Below are 16,802 nucleotides of genomic sequence, written 5' to 3' on the forward strand. Positions count from 1 at the left end.
ACGGTTACTTATCATCAACATCAAGGGGCGTTGCGGTTAATAACAAGTAACCATAGCTGTTAACGTGCGCCACACGTTGTTTCAGGGTCGAGAAACAAGTTATTCATTCCGTTACAAAGCTGTATGTTCTGCCTTGTTGATAGTGATTATCAATTAGATCTAAGTGTCTGTCAACACTCAAATGCAAATAATTATCATTATCTTGGTGCGCGTTTTTTATTCTCTTTTAAATCGGTATGTTAGCGTTAAATAACTACTCTTTTTTATTTTCACTTAAGCGTAAATTTATTTTATCAACTAGCACTTCATCGAGCTTATTAAACCTGCTAACAATAAGTAAAAAATCACTTCCATCTGTTTTTATTACTTTAATAGTGGTGTTATCTAGTTCAGTTTTACCGTATGAGGTTTCTATTTTATCAATATCATTAAAGTGACTAAGGTCTGACTCAAGCTTTCCAGCATCGTTTTTATAGTAGCTAAAAATATAATTATCAGTTATTCCGTTTCCATCGTCTCGATAGTCAAACATGGCATCACTATAAAAATAGAGAACGTCTTCATTTTCTGGTGTTAGGCGGTTACGTTTTAAAAAGTGAGTTTGATAAGCCCATAACTTTTCGCCTTTTATTATAGCGCTACCAGGTAAAATATTAGCTTCTTGAAGTACACCGAAGAGTAATATTGGCGCAAGCGCCAGAGACATAAAGTACTGTCTGGCTCGCCAGTAAGAGTTGTAATGTAAAGCTTTTTGGTTGGTGTTTGCGTGCTCTATGTAACTCACTAATGGAAGCCATAGAAAAGGCATAACCAGCAATGCGATAGTGGCGTATTCTTCCATGCGGTAAACCAATGTGGTTGCAAGTACTAATAAAAATAAAACAGCAGCCCCCCAGCTTGGGATTATTTTACTTTTACTTGATTGCAATTCACTGTGTTGCTTCAGTGCTTGATAAAGCGGGTAATACCATAAAATGGCGAAAATACCGCGAGCAATAGGCATTATATTAGCATTGCTGTGCTGCTTTATAGCTTTAAAGTTACGGTAGCACCAATAGTTAATATAAATACCTAAGCTTAAAATGCTGTAAATAATAAACTTGCTGACCGATACAGCGTAAAATGGGTTATTTTCAAAAGTAGGGCGCTTTGCCGACTCGAGTCGCCAGTCTGCAATAAAGAAAATAAATAATAAAAGGTAACCGGCAAGTGCGTATTTAAGCCAGTTACCTCCAAGGTTATCGAGTATGTCGGCCGTTGTTTGAGGCGCCTCAGTTGTGTTTGCATACTTTAAAATTGAGTAGTGCGTGGCTGAAATAAGTTTGTTTCGTTGCCCTAGGTAGTCGCTGATTTTATCAGCGGGAATATGGTCTTTCTTTGCGTAAAAGTGATAGCTTAGCGTTAAAATATTATCATTAAAGCTAACGGATGTTTTTAAATAAAAGTAGTCGTTATCAATCTCGTCTTGGCTATTGTCAAACGCCCAGTTTTTTTCAGTAAAATGAAGTTTTATGCTGGTGTCGATTATATTGGGGTATTCAAAATAAAGTGGGTCTTTGCGATTAGTTTGCTTTGGCTCGTAAACACTGTTTTGTATTTCAGAGGCGTAAAAATCAGCTTCATATCCGTCACTGGTTTTTTCCCAAAATTGGCTAATAAGGTACGACTCGCTAGTGATAAACTGACCTGTTTGTTGGTCCTCACTTACCGCCATGGGTTTATCGATTTTGAGCTCGTCAAAAAAACCTTGGTAGTATTCAAGGTATGATTTTGCAACGCTGTCTAGCCCGTTGCGCGCTAAATTACTTCTGCGATTAATAGCCTGAAACTCGGCATAAGAATATTCGGTAGTAAATAGGACCGGTTCTTTTACTGTTTTAGGAATATAAAATTGATCGTTTACTGTTACCTTTATATGCACAGGAGTTTGTGCCATAGGCGTTAATGTATTTTCGCCATTTTTTATAATAAGCGCATATCCGTAATCCGGCTGCGCTAAATAGGGAAGTGTTCCTCGTTGATAACTAATGGTTGGATCCAGCCAATAGCGTTTGCCTTTGTACTCAAGAGTTACAATTACGTGGTTAAAAACGCTTGCTGTGGCCGGTAGTTCTATTAAGCGCTTAGTTTCTTCTGTATCTACAAGAGCAGGGTATGCCTCTATTTTCATCGCTTTTAATAATGAAATGAGTAGAGTTGTTTTATCTTTACAGTCACCATACCGTAGAGATAGCGTTTCTGAGGCAGGTGTTGGCTGATGAGAATTGGTGCCCATTTCTAAACCTAAGTAGCGTATTTCGTCTTGGCTAAAGCGTAATGCTGCGGCAATCCTATCGGCTGTATTGGTATGCTGTGCCTGTATAGATTCTGCTATGGCGTTAATGCTACTAGGTGTTTCGATTGCTGACTCATAAAGTGGTAATGCCCAATTAACAACTTCGTCCCAACTATTATATTCAGAGAGATAAACTTGCATGTATGGGTTGTACCAGGTGGGTGTTTCAGAGTCTTGCGTGAGTAAAGGGGCTTCGAACTCTGATATAGAGTAGTCCGTACCGTATTGGTTTTCAGTCTGTTTTGTTTCGGCAGTGCCATTTATGGTTTTTATATTAAGAGGTGTTTTTTTACCCCATAAAACACGCATATACTGTTGCACTACGGGCACTGACCACCTTAGTGTGCGCCGAGTACTAAATTTATTGGCATAGATAGGATTACTGCCGGTAACACTGTAGCTATAATCGAGCATATCTCCGCTTCGCATATCGTCAACAATGATATTTAAAGAAAGCCTTCCGTTATAAATTTTATCAGCTAATTCAGGCTCGCTCTGGATAACAGATAACCTTGCAGTTGAAAGCTTATCTATGTGCTTACCATCTCTAATTATGGAGAGTGTGTGCAATGTTAGGGTCTGATAGCTTGGGTCAAAATCGAGGCTTAACTGGCTTATATAGTCAACGCCACTTTGATTAAGTGCTTGCATTACTAGGCGTGTGTATCGTTGTTGTTTTTGACGTTCAGGAACATAAGTCTGGTTGTCGAGTAATAGGTAAAGTGTGCCATCGCGCACTTTTGCCATATCACTTTTTTGGGGCTGTTTTACGTCATGTAGGGTGACCCAATTACCAGGTGCATCTATTTTATATTGCGTAGCATAAGCTGGTGCATTACATAGAAATAAAACACATGTTAGTAGCCAATAAAGAGGGTAAAGAAATGTCCGTTTCATTTTTAATTCTTATTATTTGTTATTAATGCATACCACTTATAGGTTTATATAGTGGCCTATTTTTAATCGATATTATCATACAGATTGAATCGTGAAGAGCTTTAGTAATGCGTTATTTTTAAATACTCGCCTGCTTTAACTGTAATTAAATAAACCTTTCTTCAATGTGTTTATGGGAGAATTTATGACTATTTATTTATACCTTAAAGGGCGCAGCTGCAGTAAAAATTATTAAACATAACAATATGCTCGATATCAATAAGGCCTTTTAAGTTACCGATACAAAATTAAAAAGCATTATTTAAAATGCAGTGTTTATGAAATAAAGCCTAACGTTTTTATTGGTTTATATAATAAACAGCGTGTTGTACCGTTAATATATTCTCTTTGTAAAAAAAATATAGTGAATTGATTGCATTTTAAGCGACTTCTATGGTGATGTTCGCTTTAAGTAATGCTATACTCCCGCCGAATAATTTATCGACTTTATTAAGAGTAAAATAATGGCAGATTTATCGAAGTACAGAAACATTGGTATTTTCGCGCACGTTGATGCGGGTAAAACCACGACTACTGAGCGTATCCTGAAGCTTACAGGTACTATCCACAAAACAGGTGAGGTTCATGATGGTGAATCTACTACCGATTTCATGGATCAAGAAGCTGAGCGCGGTATTACTATCCAGTCTGCGGCAGTAAGCTGTTTCTGGAAAGATCACCGTTTCAACGTTATCGATACTCCTGGACACGTTGACTTCACAGTTGAAGTTTACCGTTCACTTAAAGTATTAGATGGCGGTGTTGGTGTATTCTGTGGTTCTGGTGGTGTTGAGCCACAATCAGAAACTAACTGGCGTTACGCGAACGAATCAGAAGTTGCACGTATTATTTTCGTAAACAAATTAGACCGTATGGGTGCTGATTTTTACCGTGTAACTGAGCAAGTACGTAAAGTACTTGGTGCTGTACCATTAATCATGACTTTACCAATCGGTATTGAAGATGATTTTGTTGGTGTTGTAGACGTTCTTACTAAAAAAGCATACGTTTGGGATGACACTGGTCTTCCTGAAAACTACGAAATCACAGATGTTCCTGCAGACATGGTAGAAAAAACTGAAGAATACCATGAAATGCTTATCGAAACTGCTGTAGAGCAAGACGATGATCTAATGGAAGCGTACATGGAAGGTGAAGTACCTTCTGTTGAAGATATTAAGCGTTGTATCCGTAAAGGTACTCGTGACCTTGCGTTCTTCCCAACGTTCTGTGGCTCTGCATTTAAAAACAAAGGTGTTCAACTAGTACTTGATGCTGTTGTTGATTACTTACCGGCTCCTACAGAAGTTGATCCTCAACCTCTTATGGATGAAGAAGGTAATGAAAACGGCGAGTTTGCAATTGTTTCTGCAGACGAACCTTTCAAAGCGCTTGCATTCAAAATCATGGATGACCGCTTTGGTGCATTAACATTCGTACGTATCTACTCTGGTAAGCTTAACAAGGGTGACACTATCCTTAATGCGTTTACTGGTAAAACAGAACGTGTTGGCCGCATGGTAGAAATGCAAGCTGACGAGCGTAAAGAGCTTACTTCAGCGCAAGCGGGCGATATCATCGCTATCGTTGGTATGAAGAACGTGCAAACTGGTCACACTCTTTGTGATCCTAAGCACCCAGTAACACTTGAACCAATGGTATTCCCAACTCCAGTAATCTCGATTGCTGTACAGCCTAAAGATAAAGGCGGTAATGAGAAAATGGGTGTTGCTATCGGTAAAATGGTTGCAGAAGATCCATCTTTCCAAGTTGAGACTGATGAAGATTCAGGCGAAACTATCCTTAAAGGTATGGGTGAGCTTCACTTAGATATCAAAGTAGATATCCTTAAGCGTACTTACGGTGTAGACCTTGTTGTTGGTCAACCACAGGTTGCTTACCGTGAAACTATCACTCGTGAAATCGAAGATAGCTACACGCATAAGAAACAATCTGGTGGTTCTGGTCAGTTCGGTAAAATTGATTACCGCATCAAGCCAGGCGAAGTGGGTTCAGGCTTCACGTTCACATCATCAGTTGTTGGTGGTAACGTACCTAAAGAATTCTGGCCTGCAGTTGAGAAAGGCTTTAAATCAATGATGCAAGAGGGTGTGCTAGCTGGCTTCCCTGTACTTGACGTTGAAGTAGAACTTTTCGACGGTGGCTTCCACGCCGTGGATTCATCTGCAATTGCATTCGAAATCGCTGCTAAAGGCGCTTTCCGTCAATCGATCCCTAAAGCGGGCGCACAACTTCTTGAGCCAATCATGAAAGTTGACGTGTTCACGCCAGAAGATCACGTTGGTGATGTAATCGGTGACCTTAACCGTCGTCGTGGTATGCTAAGCGACCAAGAAGCTGGTTTAACTGGCGTTCGCATTAAAGCTGACGTACCGTTATCAGAAATGTTTGGTTACATCGGTTCACTACGTACTATGACATCAGGTCGTGGTCAGTTCTCTATGGAGTTCTCACACTACGCACCATGTCCAGCTAACGTATCTGAAACGGTAATCGCTGCAGAAAAAGAGAAAAAAGCTGCTAAGTAATTAGCCTTTTAAACTCTAAAAAAAACCCGCACATGTTGCGGGTTTTTTATTGGCTAAAAATTTTTCTAGCTTCTGTGTAATTTATAGTTAGCATATATTTTAAGCATAAAAAAAGGAGCGCTAAGCGCTCCTTTTTAGTGTGATGCACGGTTAATTAAACTTTCTAATTAACTTTGCTTTGAGGTTTTTGATTTTTAGCTTACGAACACGATGAAAACGTTGTACTGGCATTGTTGTTAATTGCTCTGCTGGTAGTGCTGGCAAAGCTTCAGGGTATTGTCCTTTGCTTGGTACTGATACTGTTTGTAAATGTACTTTAAGTGCAGCGAGTGTTTTGCTGTTATCGACTTCACTAGGGCATATAAATATACCTAGTTTTCTGAGCGCTACACCAAACTTAATACTACTCGAGTAACGAACAATGGGAGCTGCAAGTATCAGCCCTAATAAAATAGGTGATAACCACCAGAAAAATACAGGGGTAAAGTAATAAGCAACCCCGCCCCAAACAACTGCAACTACGGTTGAAAATAGTGTATAGCCAAAGGCTTCTTTCCACGACACCATGCGGCCTTCTCGCGGTTGAGCATCCCACGTTACTTTTTTACCTAAAAATACACATACTACAAAGTAAGCATGAAAAACCATCATCAGCGGTGCCACAATAACGGCAAACAAAGTTTCAATAATTGAACCAGCTATGAGTTTAATTGACCCACCAAAACGCTTATTTCTGTGGACTAGGGTAACAATGACCCCCATTAACTTAGGCATTAATAAAATAATAATGGTTAAATAAAGTAATGAGTCAATTAAATCTGTTTTAGCTATTTGCCATGTAGGAAATAACTGATAAGCACGATTAAAATAGACATCACTGTTTAATGCGCGGGTAACGGCATCAATAGTACTTAATGCGAGCATTGATAGCCAAATAAGCGACGATATATATGCTGTTGCACCCAGTAAAAAATGAAACTTACTCATAAGCTTTAATTTATTTGATGACAATAAACCAAGGTGTTGAATATTGCCTTGTACCCAGCGCCTATCACGAATTGCGTAGTCTAATATATTGCTTGGAACTTCTTCATAGCTACCTTCAATTTCAGATAACAACAATACATCCCAATCTGCTGAGTGAAGTAAAGAAGCTTCAACAAAGTCGTGGCTGAGAATTTCACCACCAAAGGGGGCATTCCCTTTTAACGTAGGTAAGCCACAACATTTAATGAAGGCATCGACCCTTATAATTGCGTTATGTCCCCAGTAGTTAGCTTGATCGGTTTGCCAAAAAGCAGAGCCAGTAGCTAGCATGGGGCTGTAGAGTACCGATGCGAATTGTAAAAAGCGACCAAAAAAAGTATCTTGGCGAACCGGAATAGGGATTGTCTGAATAAGACCTGCTTGTGGGTTATTTAGCATGCTAGTTGTTAGCTCAAGCATACACTTGCCAGTCATTATACTGTCTGCATCGAGTACAATCATATGATCGTATTTACTACCCCAGCGTTCACAAAAATCCGTTAGGTTGCCTACTTTGCGGTGTTTATTGTCTTCACGGCGGCGATAAAAAATATGTTTGGCAGTATCTCCTAAGCGCTCGCACATTGCGTGCCATGCATTGAGTTCATTCTCGGCTATCTGCGGGTCTTGTGTATCGCTTAGTAAGTAAAAATCAAAGTGTTCGAGCTGTCCTGTCTCTTTAAGCGACGCTAGACTTACTTCAAAACCAGCAATTACACGGTGGGTGTCTTCGTTGTAAATAGGCATTACAACCGCTGTTTTTTGCTTAGCAATAGCTTGGGCGTGGATCGCGATTGGTTTTATGCGCTTTAAGGTAAGTGGATCGATACGAAATAGCTGTAATACAAACCCTATTGTGCCACTACAAAATGCCGTCACTATCCATGCAAATGTAATAGAAAATAAGACAAGCAGTGCATACTCAAGCAACGTCATGCCGTTTGAGTTAAGTATGTCGAACATGATTGATATGCCATAGCCTGATATGAATATAGCGGCAATTGCAAAAAGCCATACACGAGCTGTTTTAAATGGCATTGTCGTTCCCTTTTTTTGCTTACTTGATGTCATTTGGATACCAAACATAGCTCCATACCTCACTAATGTCTTTGTCACGTAGTTTTAACGATAAGCGCATATCGACGGGGTTGTCGTCTTGTGGTGCAATTTTAAAAGCAACACGCCAGCCGTACCCTTCAGGCAGCTTTTGAACGGATACATCACTTACTTCACCCGTAGTAAGCTGAATATCTGCATTTAACTTAAGTTGTTCAGAGAGAGCATTTAGAGCAGGGCCTGAAAAATCAACAGTGAATTGACGATGACTTTGTGGTGGCGGGTTATCTTCACCGGGCAATGCCGCGCTGCCGATACGAGTACGAACTACATGTGCTTTTTCATGTTTGTTTAAACTGCTATTAAACGTACTCATTTTGTAGCTAAGTTTTAATGAATCACCTGCTTTGAAGGGGGTTTCTGGTACCCAGTAGCTAACAATGTTGTCGTTTGTTTCGGTATCTGTTGGAATTTCTACTAGCTCAACACGGCCATTGCCCCATTCACCCTGAGGTTCAATCCACAGGCTTGGGCGATCATGGTAATGTGCTTCTATATCAAAATAGTTATTAAAGTCACGGTCGCGCTGCGCAAGCCCAAAACCTTTCGGGTTTTCGTACGCAAATGACGTAACGCTTAGTTGCGATGGATTATTCAGTGGGCGCCATACCCACTTGTCATCCTGTGATTGAGTTAACAAACCATCAGAGTCATGCACCTCGGGACGATAATCATCAAAAAATTTTGTGCTATTTTCACCATGATAAAACATGCTTGTTAGTGGTGCGATGCCTAACTTTTTCACGTCTTTACGGGCAAATATTTGCATGTCTATTTTAACGGTTGTGTTGGTAGTAGGGTCAATATTAAATTTATAAGCGCCAGATACTGATGGGCTATCAAGTAATGCAAACAGTACAATGTTAGTTTGTTCTGCTGTCGGTTTTACTAGCCAAAACTCTTTAAACATAGGGAACTCTTCGCCAGATGCTAGCGCTGTATCAATTGCTAATCCGCGAGCTGAAAGGCCATAAACTTGGTTTGGACCTACAACACGAAAATAAGAAGCACCTTGAAACACCATAATCTCATCTTTATAAGTATTAGTATTTAAAGGGTAGTGAAGCCTAAAACCTGCATGGCCAAGCTGTGTATTGGTTGTGCTTTTAGTTAACTCATCTTCTAGCGGTGCAGCCGTTCCATCGTAATTATAAAAGTCAGTATTAAAGGGAAGTCTGCTGTGTTTTGAGTCGCTATCAACAGTATTTATTGTCACCGGTGTTTTGTATAAAAAACCAGGATGAAATAGCTGTAATTCATACAAACCATCATCTTTCCAAACAGCTTGATCTTGCTTAAAACGAATGGAGCGGTAATCCTGATAATTAATGTTATTTAGTGCATCAAGTTCAATATTGTTTGGCGCCTTATAGTCTTCACTGGCTAATTTTTTTGCACGTGCGCTGATAACATCAAATAAACTACTTTGTGAAATAGAGGCTTTGGTGGTACTTGCTAATGCTTGGTTACTAACTGCAAATGTTGAAAGTGCAATAAATAAACCCAAAATCGATTTAGTATGAGACTGCCATCGTGTTGTTAATTTGATAAGTTGCTTCATTTTTTCTTCCTTTATGAAAACGGCTAGGTCACATTTAAAAGTGATTTTTTTACTTAATGGGTAAGCCTAAATTAATCTATGAATTTGATGTTAAGTACTGAAGTTACGAGGTTTGTAAAGTTACATTTAATAAAAAATGAACTACCTAACGCAAAAGATATTAAGGGGGGATAGCTGAAGCTTGTCTGAATTATTTTTACAGAGGAATAAAAAAAGCCGCGAATGCGGCTTTTTATTTCTTACTTTAAGCTAATTATTTCTTTTTAAAACGACGCACTATAGAAAGTGGTGCTAAAAGAAGAGATAACCAAAGCAATGAGCCAGCATCGTTATCATCATCTGAACGCAAGTTATTTACCTTCACAGCAACTTTTTCAGCTTTTGATACATTACCAACGCTATCTTCAACTTGTACAGTAAACGTAATGCGGTTTTCAAATTCATAATCAATTTCACCAGCAACAATTAGCTGACCTTGATCATTAATTGACACACTATCGTTTTCAGACACGATAAATTTAACAACAGGTGAATCTTCAGGGTTAGGATCTGAGTAATCAAGCATGCCAATAACAGTACCTACAGCGCTGTTTTCATCAATAGAGAATACTTGATCTGGGGCAACCACAGGAGTTTGTTCTTCTGGTGTAAGCACAACTTCAGATTTGATATCAACAATCACAGGGTCATGATCAGACGCGCGGTATGCACTTTCTGAGTAAAGAGTAGACTGATGCCCTTCGCTCTTAAACTCTACATTGTAATCAAGTACGATAGGCTCATCGGCATTAATGTGCCAATCTTTAGCAGCCACTACTTTACTAAGTAAAGACTCAGTCGCCACTGCATGGTCAAGGCTACCAGCACGGCCTGAGAAGCTGTAAGAGTAAGCTAATGTATTACCATCAAGCTCAGCAACAACATTTTTGTAGCCTTTTTCGTCAAATTTGCGAATTGGATCTTCCATCGCGTAGGCGTTCATATCACCCACTAAGATAATATCTTCGTCGTCTACACCTGTTGGTTTGCTGTCTAACCAATCAGCAAATGCGCTTGCACCTTCTGTACGGATTTCATTCCAACATGCTTGACCATCGTTTTGATCTTCATTAGCGCCACTTGCACTACCACAACCGCCTTTTGATTTTAAGTGCGCTACAGCAACAGTAAATACTTCTTGCGACTCTAACGATTTAAAGCTTTGTGCGATAGGTGTACGGTTGCTGAAATCAAATGGTGCTGCGGTAGTAATAGCAGCAGACCCTACTTCTTCAACTTTGTTTGCGCGGTAAATAAGTGCTGTCGTAATTGCATCAGTACCAACTTGGTTAACGTTAAAGTCTACAAAAGCATATTCGTTAGCACTGTCAGCATCATTTAGTGCGTTTACTAAACTTGCAATTGCACTAAACTCACCAAAGCCATCGTTTTCAATTTCCATTAAACCAACAACGTCAGCTTGCATTGCGCTAATTGCACTTACTAACTTAGCTTCTTGGCGAACCAACTCTTCAAGTGAGTCAGCACCGCGGCTAGTTGGGAAACCAGCACCTTGGCCGTCACCGTTGAAGTAGTTTAAAACGTTAAAGCTTGCAACACGTAAGTCTGCTTCAGGATTTAGTTCCGGTGCGTCTTCACGTGGATTAGTTGCAATAAACTGCGGTGCAACTGTTGGGTGAATACGGTATGTGCTAAAGCTATACGCTAATGCGCCTGTTACGCTGTTCACACTATCGCCTGTACGTAATGTGTTTTCTGCTGATAAACCTGGGGTCGGGTAAGCAGTAGGATCTGAGTTTTGAACAGTTGAACCGTCATCAACTAAGATTTTTTTAGTTAAGTTTTCTACTTCAACTGCGTTAGCTGCATCGCCAGGCATAGCAACTTGTGTGCCTTGGTATAAACGTTCTGTTGCAAGCTCAACTTCACCGTAACGGCCTAAACCAAAGTTATTTGTTACAACTAACTCTTGTTCTAAAGTAACCAGCATGCCTTCAAAGGCTTCTAAATCATCTTGGCTTGCTAAAGGTAAAGAAATTTTAGTGGCACTTACTGATTGACCCGTTGCACATACCGCAACTTGAACAACATCAGAAATTTGCGTTGAATCGAAGTATTCATCAACTGTACCTTGAACACGTACGTGATCGCCAACGTTTACATCTGTATCTGCAAAGTAAACAAATACACCTTCAGAAGTTAGTGGGTTTGTATCTTCATCAGCGGCAAGAGAGGTTACAAAGAAACCTTTAAGTTCATCATCGCCTTGGAAGTCGGCAGTAACAATACCTTCTAGTTCTACTAGTGTGTCAACGAGTGGGCTTTCGTTTCCTTCGCCTTGAATAGCACTAATTAGCGTTTTGTCTGCAGCACATACGATTGGATCAATTGGATCTGGTTCAGGCTCTGTTCCGCCACCATTACCCGCGTGAGAACCGAGACCAGTAAATTCATTTTGATCGAACTGCGCCCATTCTTCGCTAGGATTAAAGCTAGCATCAGGAGTAACACGACCTGTTACTATTCCATCTTTGCGTCTTAATGTTTTGTTTGCAGTTTCTACCCCGCCTTCTGACCAAGATGAGCCAGGATCTACACCACGTTGGCCGAAGCTATCAACAACTGTTGTTCCTTGCATTAAAACTAAAGCATCATCACCATTAAAGTTTACTACGGAGTCAGATAAATCTGCTTTTGCAATAAGGGCTGCATCAGCTCTTGAGTCAGCATTAACAATAACATAAGTGCTATTAGCAGCAAGAGTACCGCTTAACGTTAATTCAGTAGAAACAGTGCTAGAGCCATTAGAATAGCGCTGCAATGTGTAATCACCTAGAGAGATTTCCGATGATGATGTGTTATATAGCTCTATTGCTTTATTATAGCCACTACCTTCAACATACTCAGATATGATTAAGTTAGCGGACGCTGGTGCACTAAGACCTGCTAGTACAAGCGCCAGTGGCGTTATTTTTGTTTTTAACATTTTTTATTATTCCCGTGTATTTAAATCCCAAAATGGGACACCAGTTTAGAGAATCTAAATGACAAAAATAATACAATTATGTTAATGAATGTAAACGAAAAGGCGGTTTTACCGCCTTTTTATCAATTACTTACTTTTTAGTGAGGTATTGCGCGGCTTGCTTAGCGAAATAGGTTAATATGCCATCAGCCCCTGCGCGCTTAAAAGCGAGTAAAGACTCCATAATTGTGGCTTCTTCGCTCAGCCAACCGTTATCAATCGCTGCTTTGTGCATTGCGTATTCTCCACTAACCTGATATGCGAAAGTAGGTACACCAAATTCGTCTTTAACGCGGCGCACAATATCAAGGTAGGGCATACCGGGTTTAACCATCACCATGTCGGCACCTTCTTGTAAATCAAGCGCGACTTCTCTAATTGCTTCATCTGAGTTGGCAGGATCCATTTGATAGGTTTTCTTATCGGCCCCTTTTAAGTTACCTGCAGAGCCTACAGCATCTCTAAAAGGCCCGTAGTAGCTAGACGCATATTTAGCTGAGTAAGCCATAATACGTGTATGAATATGGCCATCTGCTTCAAGTGCTTCGCGAATAGCGCCAATACGACCATCCATCATGTCAGATGGCGCAACTACATCTGCGCCTGCCTCGGCGTGCGAAAGCGCCTGCTTAACAAGAATTTCAGTGGTTATGTCATTCATTACATAACCTTTATCATCAATAATGCCGTCTTGACCGTGAGTAGTAAATGGATCAAGGGCTACATCGGTAATAACCCCAAGCTCAGGAAAAGCTTCTTTTAAAGCGCGTACAGTACGTTGTGCTAAGCCATCTTCACTGTAGGCTTCTTCAGCCATCAGGGATTTTTTGTCACCAGGGGTTACCGGAAAAATAGCCACGGCAGGTACACCTAAATCTACAAGCTCTTTCGCTTCTTCAAGCAAAAGATCAATCGATAAACGTTCAATTCCAGGCATAGATTCGATGACTTCTCGGCGATTTTTACCTTCTAGTACAAAAACAGGGTAAATAAGGTCATTTACGCTAAGGTGGTTTTCGGCCATTAGACGACGAGAAAAGTCATCGCGGCGCATTCTGCGCATACGAGTATATGGGAAAAGGTCTAGTCCAGATTGGGCCATATTGCTATGCTCCTATTGTATAGTTTCAAAATTAACAACTTGGTTACGACCTTGTTGTTTAGCGCTATAAAGTGCTTTATCTGCGCATTCCGTGAATAACTCAGGGGTATTTATATCATCAGCGATAAATGTATAGACACCGGCACTAATCGTAAATTTAACCTCAGCACCTGCAACGATGACTGGGTTTTGGTATATATGTAGTCGTATTTGTTCTGCTATATCAAAAGCGCCTTGGTTTGCAGTGTTAGGGAGTAAAATTACAAACTCCTCACCGCCATAGCGAGCGACCTCATCCAGCGGTCGTTTCAAAAAGCGTTTGATAATATCAGCAGTTGCTTTTATAACGTTATCACCGCTTAAGTGTCCGTAGGTATCGTTAATTGTTTTAAAGTGATCGATATCAATCATAATAATACTTAGCGGTGTTTGTTCTCTTCGTGAACGACGAAGTTCCATTACCAGTTTCTTATCAAAAAAGCGGCGGTTTTTAGCGCCTGTTAGCGCATCTTCTGTATTTAGCTGTTCAAGCTCTCTGTTTTTTTCTTCAAGTTCTCTAAGTGTTACTTGTAGTTCAAACGTGCGCTCATCTACTTGTGATTCAAGTTCGTACTGAGCTTCTTCTTGAAGTGCGAGCCGCTCTTTTAACAGTGTGTCTTGAGCCGTACTTTCTGCAATCACAGTTTGCTGTTCGATTATCTGCTCATCTCGTTCAGTTATAAATTGCTTCATAACTGCATAACACAAGCAAAATGTACAACTAAAAAATAACACCGATATAATGACCAACCCCATCGTTTCAAAGGTGTACCATCCCATCACGGTTATAATAAAATAAACCGTTACTGCATTAAAAAAGCCTAAAGCTAGTAATAATGCATTTATAGATTTCGAAGGGTGGGAGCGAGTAGATAAGTAGGTTGTTAAAAAGTACAGACTTAAAACAAGAGGGGTTAATATTAGGCAATATGCAGTGACCAACCAGTTAGGAAGTAGCCAAATAAATAATAGAGAGACAGCAAGCAATTTTGTTATTAATTTTTGCACACGTATAATTTTTTGAGCGTGAGGCTTGCACATTTGTTGTTGAAGTGGGAAAAACAACAGCGCGATTAAAATAAGTAATATTGGCATTATTACTTGTTGGATTGTGGGAATATTTGGGTGCAAGTAACGAAATCCAAAGCCGCCAAGGTACGCTAGAAAAAGCCCTAGCGTGAAAGTGATCGCTCCCGCTAGTGCAAAATAGCGCTTTCGAGTAAATCCATACAAAAATATACAGCTTAATGCCAATGCTGCTAAAAAGCCGACCATTAATCCATAAACTAAGTTAAACCCCTCTTTTTGAGTTAAATAAACATCTTGTTGCCATAAACTGATAGGGATACGTAAACCTGATGGGTTACTAACTTTGAGAATAACCCGAGTGGAGGAGCTTGCTGGAAGCGTTAATTTAGTTAACAAAAACTCACTCTTTATAGTACGTTCGTCAAGTGAGAATGAATCACCTAGCCGCATTTCTGACAGTATTTGTGCATTTCTCAAGTGAAACAGCTGAACTTCATTTAAAAATGGATTGTCTATTAAAATTAATGGACTAAAGCGATTATTTAACGTGTTATTTATTTCAAACGTAACCCAAACAGGGCGGCTTTCTAGGCCAAAATTTAACAGTTTGGTGTTAACCGAATGCCATTTATTAGGCTCAAGTTGTAAAGCTGTTTCTATCGATGAAGGCTCAAAAGAATAAGTGAGATTTGTAACGATATGGGATGAAAAATCTGAATTTATTACTACGGTAGACGCAAAGCTTTTAAAAGTGAAAAGCATTATAAGTAGGCAAATAGCAGCCTTTATACTGTTCATTAACGGGCTTCTAAACCAAAAACAGCATAAAAGTTATCTGTTGTTTGCTTCGCCACACTCTTGGCATCTATTTGATATAGCTCAGCAAGTGTTTGGCAGACATACGTTAATAGTGCTGGCTCATTTCTTCGCGACTTAGGCTTTGGTTTAACTGTGCGTGGAATTAAAAAAGGCGCATCAGTTTCTATAAGTAAGCGGTTTAAGGGAATGCTTGGGGCTAAAGCTTGCAATGCTTGTCCGCGTCTTTCATCACAAACCCACCCTGTGATACCAATGTATAGGCCTAATGCTAAATAACTTTTGAGTGCGCTTTCATCTCCTGTAAAGCAGTGAAGCACACCGCGAACATTGAACTCCGTAAGAATATTGATCATGTCATCACTCGCATTACGCTCATGCAAATAAACCGGTAAATTTAACTTTTCGGCTAGTGCAAGTTGGCGTCTCAATACGCTACGTTGAACACTTCGAGGCGAAAAATCACGGTTATAATCAAGCCCGCATTCACCAATAGCAACAACCTGAGGTTGAGTGGCAAGCAGTGTTAATTGGTCTTCTAATGAATCAGTTGCTGTTTTGGCATCATGTGGGTGAATACCGGCGGTTGAAAACAAGTGAAAGCTTTTAGCAAGTGCTAAAGATTGCTCACTCGTTGATATGTCGCAACCAATAAGCAGCATTTTTTCGACACCCGCGCTTTGAGCACGGGAGATGATATCTGAATGCTCACCATCAAACTGATGGTTTGCTAAGTTAACGCCAGCATCAACCAGTGTGTAAGGCATTACTTAGTTCGTTTAACGCGAATAGAACGGTTTTGACCATCTTTTCGTAATAAAAATGAGTTAAATGCACCGCGGGTAATGGTTACAGCATCAGACTTTTTCAAACGCATGCTATCAGAACCAACTTGGCGCCATTTTTGGTTGTTATCCAAAGTGATGATCAGCTCGCCATAGGGGGCTTTGTCAACAGATGTTACCGCTGCTTTTATTTCACTGTCTTTTTCTGCTCGGTCTTTTTTGTGCTCTAAACCAAAGTCATCCTTTGGCGCTTCAACTGCAACAACAGGGACATTGGTGGCTGTTGTTGGCGCTTTAACTTTTTGGGTTACTGTTGATTGTGTAAGTGGTTTACCCGCCATTGTATTGTCGTAACACAAGAGGCGGTTAAAGTCATTTTCGATAAAGCTACACGCTTTTAGCGCTTGAGTATTAATGTCTGATTGCGCAGAAAATGCAGGTGCGCTCAATATAACCAGTAGTGAGAGTATTTGTTTTTTCATT

9 protein-coding genes are annotated in these 16,802 nt (G+C 40.0%); 1 reads left to right on the forward strand and 8 read right to left on the reverse strand.

Features of this window, described 5'->3' with window-relative positions:
* Positions 1–253: 253 nt before the first annotated feature.
* Complete coding sequence (locus MTF67_RS17320) at positions 254–3,232, reverse strand: DUF3857 domain-containing transglutaminase family protein (RefSeq protein ID WP_248520249.1); 2,979 nt, start codon at positions 3,230–3,232, stop codon at positions 254–256.
* A 503-nt stretch (positions 3,233–3,735) separates the two neighbouring features.
* On the opposite strand from MTF67_RS17320, the gene fusA reads away from it, so the two are divergent.
* Positions 3,736–5,820, forward strand: coding sequence for an elongation factor G (gene fusA, locus MTF67_RS17325; RefSeq protein WP_006793851.1), 2,085 nt, complete (start codon positions 3,736–3,738; stop codon positions 5,818–5,820).
* A 150-nt stretch (positions 5,821–5,970) separates the two neighbouring features.
* Here fusA and mdoH read toward each other — a convergent pair whose 3' ends face one another.
* The 7 genes from mdoH to MTF67_RS17360 all read right to left on the reverse strand — a co-directional run bounded on the left by mdoH (position 5,971) and on the right by MTF67_RS17360 (position 16,801).
* Complete coding sequence (mdoH, locus tag MTF67_RS17330) at positions 5,971–7,932, reverse strand: glucans biosynthesis glucosyltransferase MdoH (RefSeq protein WP_033024986.1); 1,962 nt, start codon at positions 7,930–7,932, stop codon at positions 5,971–5,973.
* The gene (locus MTF67_RS17335) at positions 7,904–9,523 is read right to left on the reverse strand and encodes a glucan biosynthesis protein G (protein WP_248520250.1); all 1,620 of its coding nucleotides are present in this window, start codon (positions 9,521–9,523) and stop codon (positions 7,904–7,906) included. Before MTF67_RS17335 ends, mdoH begins: the two co-directional genes overlap by 29 nt.
* A 253-nt stretch (positions 9,524–9,776) precedes the next feature.
* The gene (locus tag MTF67_RS17340; protein WP_248520251.1) at positions 9,777–12,509 is read right to left on the reverse strand and encodes an ExeM/NucH family extracellular endonuclease; all 2,733 of its coding nucleotides are present in this window, start codon (positions 12,507–12,509) and stop codon (positions 9,777–9,779) included.
* Positions 12,510–12,639: 130 nt separating this feature from the next.
* The gene (gene hemB / locus MTF67_RS17345; protein WP_248520252.1) at positions 12,640–13,650 is read right to left on the reverse strand and encodes a porphobilinogen synthase; all 1,011 of its coding nucleotides are present in this window, start codon (positions 13,648–13,650) and stop codon (positions 12,640–12,642) included.
* A 12-nt stretch (positions 13,651–13,662) separates the two neighbouring features.
* Positions 13,663–15,516 carry a diguanylate cyclase gene (locus MTF67_RS17350; RefSeq protein WP_248520253.1) on the reverse strand — a complete coding sequence of 618 codons (1,854 nt, stop codon included), beginning with the start codon at positions 15,514–15,516 and terminating at the stop codon, positions 13,663–13,665.
* The gene (locus MTF67_RS17355) at positions 15,516–16,301 is read right to left on the reverse strand and encodes a TatD family hydrolase (protein WP_248520254.1); all 786 of its coding nucleotides are present in this window, start codon (positions 16,299–16,301) and stop codon (positions 15,516–15,518) included. Before MTF67_RS17355 ends, MTF67_RS17350 begins: the two co-directional genes overlap by 1 nt.
* Entirely contained in the window at positions 16,301–16,801 is a 501-nt protein-coding gene (locus tag MTF67_RS17360) for a hypothetical protein (protein WP_006793858.1), read from the reverse strand. Before MTF67_RS17360 ends, MTF67_RS17355 begins: the two co-directional genes overlap by 1 nt.
* Position 16,802: the final 1 nt, after the last annotated feature.

Source organism: Pseudoalteromonas sp. 2CM32C (assembly GCF_023161925.1).
Classification (GTDB): domain Bacteria; phylum Pseudomonadota; class Gammaproteobacteria; order Enterobacterales; family Alteromonadaceae; genus Pseudoalteromonas; species Pseudoalteromonas marina.